This is a genomic window from Halobacillus sp. BBL2006 (assembly GCF_000786645.1).
In the GTDB taxonomy this organism is placed as follows: Bacteria; Bacillota; Bacilli; order Bacillales; family Halobacillaceae; genus Halobacillus.
This window is the reverse complement of record NZ_JRNX01000423.1, coordinates 1-3,302: the sequence shown is the minus strand read 5'-3', so window position 1 is coordinate 3,302 and position 3,302 is coordinate 1. Positions and strand designations below refer to the sequence as shown.

Sequence of the window (3,302 nt, the reverse complement as noted above, 5' to 3'; positions counted from 1 at the left end):
AAAGAGCCGCCACTATCAATGTGGCGGCTCTCTTTTTATTCACTTGGGAATTGTTCTAATGGAATATTGTTAACATGGGTAGGCTTGCCGTCCTTTGCACTTTCTTCAAAAAGAACTAATGACAGTGTGCCGTAATCAGGAAGTTTGTCTTTCGGAATATTGATTTTCAGTTCAAATTTAGACCACTCGGGAGCTCCTTTTTCTACTTGTACAGACGTCGGCTCCACTTGAACCATATGCCCATCTTCTACACTGTACATAAAGTTCCCTTCAAAAACCCGGGCTTCCCCGTTAATGACATAAGAACCGTTCTGACCGGATACTTTTACATTTCTGAACGCTTCTCCATCTCCGTATGTTTTACTTTCATCTCCTGTTTGGTCTTTTTCTGCATTTCCATCAATCGTAAAGGATTGTGTCACCTGATAAGGAGTCGCTTCTAAAGGCTGATCGTTGATGGAATCGACCAAGAAAGTGATCGTTGCTTTGTAATCCCCTTTTTCTTCAATGCCTGTCCAGGTTTCTGTTGCTGATAGAGAATCTCCGCTTGCCACTTCTTCAGTAGTCAGTTCCTGAGTGAACATTTTATTTGCAGAGAACGTGTAAACACTCTCACCATTGGAATTCTCCACTTTCACCTCATACTGCTGACTGGAAGTAAATCCTAAAATGACGGGTTCATCCCCTGTATTTTCTAACGAAAAGTTGAACTTCGCTGTATCTTCGGTTGTATCAATTGTTGCATCCATCTTCATTTGATCAATCAATGATTGCATATCAATTTCTGACTCCTCCGAAGTTTCACTTTGATCGGCATTTTCTTCACCTTTCGCTTCTTTCGTTTCTGAGTTTGATCCACAAGCCGCTAGGGCAAGGATCATAATTCCCATCATGATGATCCACAGTTTCTTCATAAGTCCACTCCTCTAAGTTTCTATTTACGGTATTAGTCGTTATTATTACAAAAAGGTTACAACTATTGATCATCTTTTCTGAAGAAACCGAAAATTCCTGTGGTTTGGACAATATTCGTAAAGGCGTGCGGATCAACTTCATGAATGATATGCTGCAAATCATACAGCTCGTATCTTGTAATGACCATCACCATCATGTTCTTATCTTGCTGTGTGAAGGCACCTCGTGCAGGAAGAGTCGTAATTCCTCGGACCATTTGGGCATGTATGGCTTTTTCCAAATCTGCTGCCTTGGTTGTAATAATCATGGCTGTCAGTTTCTCATGACGCGTATGGATAGCATCAATGACGCGTGTTGTTACGTAAAGCGTCAACAATGTATACAGGGCGTTTTCTGGTTCATATAAAAAGCCAGCAATGACGATGATCGCACTATTGATGAACAAGAAATAGATTCCGATTGGGCGGTCCTTCATCCTTGATAGGATCATCGCTATGATATCCAGCCCACCTGTTGAAGCACCCCACTTCAGTGTGATCCCGACGCCTAATCCGCCAAGCACACCGCCGAAGACAGCGTTCAAAATGATATCAGAAGATAGCTGCTCTACCGGAATAAGCTCTAGAAAAAGGGTTGTGAAAGCAACAGATACAGCACTGTATATCGTGAACCCTTTCCCAACCTTATACCAACCTAAAATGGCTACGGGTATATTAAGTATAAATAAAATCAGACCTGTACTAAGGCCGGGTACACCTAGAAAATCTGTAAAAATACTAGTAAGTAACTGTGCAGTCCCTGTGAATCCACTCGCATAGACATTGGCTTCTATGAGGAATAAATTCAAGGAGACTGCGTTTAAAACCGCTCCTAAGAGCACGATAAATATTCGTTTTAGTTCAAATGTAAACACAGAACAACCTCCTATCCAAGCTTCTCTTCTTTTTTATCACCGGTCACGTGTAAAATCAAGTACATATTGGTTTATATTGTCACAATTTGTCGTTAACGTAAACATATACTTTTTTTATTTTGACTATAGCTGGACAATGAGGCTAAACTTAAGAAAGAATAAAACAAATAGAAGGTGACTGTAATGACTATACAAATCTTGTGTGATTCTGCCTGTGATCTGTCGAGTGAAACGTTAGATTCTTTGTCTCTCGAGATGCTTCCTCTTAAAGTGACGATTAATGGCGAGGAATACGAAGATGGGCGTACGATCTCTCCTCTTCAAGTCTATGAGAAAATGCGGAACGGCGAAGCACCAAAAACTTCCCAGGTCTCCCCTCAAGCCTTTCGTGAAACCTTCATCAAGTATGCGGAGCAAGAGCAGCCTTTCATTTACTTTGCGTTTTCCTCCGAATTGTCAGGGACTTATCAAACGGCCAAAATGGTTGAACAGGAAGTAAAAGAAGAATACGAAAACGCTAAATTTGAAGTGATCGACACGAAAGCCGCTTCTTTAGGATACGGACTTGTCATCTTAAGAGCAGCTGAACTGGCACAAGAAGGAAAGAGCTTCGAAGAAATTCTGGAAGTGGGCCGCTATCATGCCACTCATATGGAACACATTTTCACCGTGGACGATTTAGAATACCTTTATCGGGGTGGGCGTGTAAGCCGCACAGCTGCCTTTGTTGGAAGTCTTCTCAAAATCAAGCCTCTCTTGCATATGGAAGATGGAAAATTAATTCCATTAGAGAAAATCAGAGGCTCCAAAAAATTGTGGAAGCGTATGGTGGAAATCACAGGCGAACGCGGCAAAGACTTAGAAAACCAGCGAATTGCCATCAGCCACGGAGACGCTTTGGAAACAGCAGAAGAACTAGCTGACATGATCAAAAAAGAATACAACGTCAAAGATATCCATATTGATATGATCGGTTCTTCCATCGGTGCTCATGCCGGACCTGGCACGATCGCACTTTTCTTTTTAAACGATACATATCAATAACTATTCCCTTAAATCTGTAACCAAATCCCCCTTAGAACGTCTAATCTATAAAGTACAGCCACTCTCGACAGTTGCTGAACAAGGATAAGACGATAAGGGGGCTTTTTATGTTGAGAAAAAGTAGATGGGTTCTAGCGTTATTGTTCTGTTTCATGCTTGTCGCTTGCAGCAGTAATGATGAGCAGTCATCAAATGAATCGTCGGGAGACTCAGGTGAATCTTTGGAAGAATCGACGTCTAACAAAGCTGCAACGAATGGTTTATCTGAAACTCCTGCTGCTGAAGATACTTCACAGACGATTCCAGAGAGCACTGAAGAAAAAATGATGGTTTACGAAGCTCACATCGAACTCGAAACTGAAGATTATGATCAGTTTTATCAGAGTTTGCAAACAAGGATGGAAGAAAATGAAGCTTATATCATCGAAAC

3 protein-coding genes and 1 pseudogene are annotated in these 3,302 nt (G+C 41.4%); 2 read left to right on the top strand and 2 right to left on the bottom strand.

Annotated features, from left to right (window positions below; all coding sequences use genetic code 11):
- Nucleotides 1–35 precede the first annotated feature (35 nt).
- A complete protein-coding gene (locus LD39_RS21810; RefSeq protein ID WP_052158857.1) occupies nt 36–914 on the bottom strand; it encodes a BsuPI-related putative proteinase inhibitor in 879 nt (292 codons plus the stop codon).
- Nucleotides 915–976: 62 nt separating this feature from the next.
- Nucleotides 977–1,828, bottom strand: coding sequence for a YitT family protein (locus tag LD39_RS12770; RefSeq protein ID WP_035547325.1), 852 nt, complete (start codon nt 1,826–1,828; stop codon nt 977–979).
- Nucleotides 1,829–2,011: 183 nt separating this feature from the next.
- On the opposite strand from LD39_RS12770, the gene LD39_RS12765 reads away from it, so the two are divergent.
- Nucleotides 2,012–2,872, top strand: coding sequence for a DegV family protein (locus LD39_RS12765; RefSeq protein WP_035547321.1), 861 nt, complete (start codon nt 2,012–2,014; stop codon nt 2,870–2,872).
- A gap of 107 nt (nt 2,873–2,979) precedes the next feature.
- A pseudogene (locus LD39_RS12760) lies at nt 2,980–3,302 on the top strand (DUF4349 domain-containing protein); the annotation flags it as partial.

Excerpts from the sequence above, each read along its gene's own strand:
- LD39_RS12765 (WP_035547321.1), top strand. The coding sequence starts at position 2,012 with ATGACTATACAAATCTTGTGTGATTCTGCCTGTGATCTGTCGAGTGAA.
- LD39_RS21810 (WP_052158857.1), bottom strand. The coding sequence starts at position 914 with ATGAAGAAACTGTGGATCATCATGATGGGAATTATGATCCTTGCCCTA.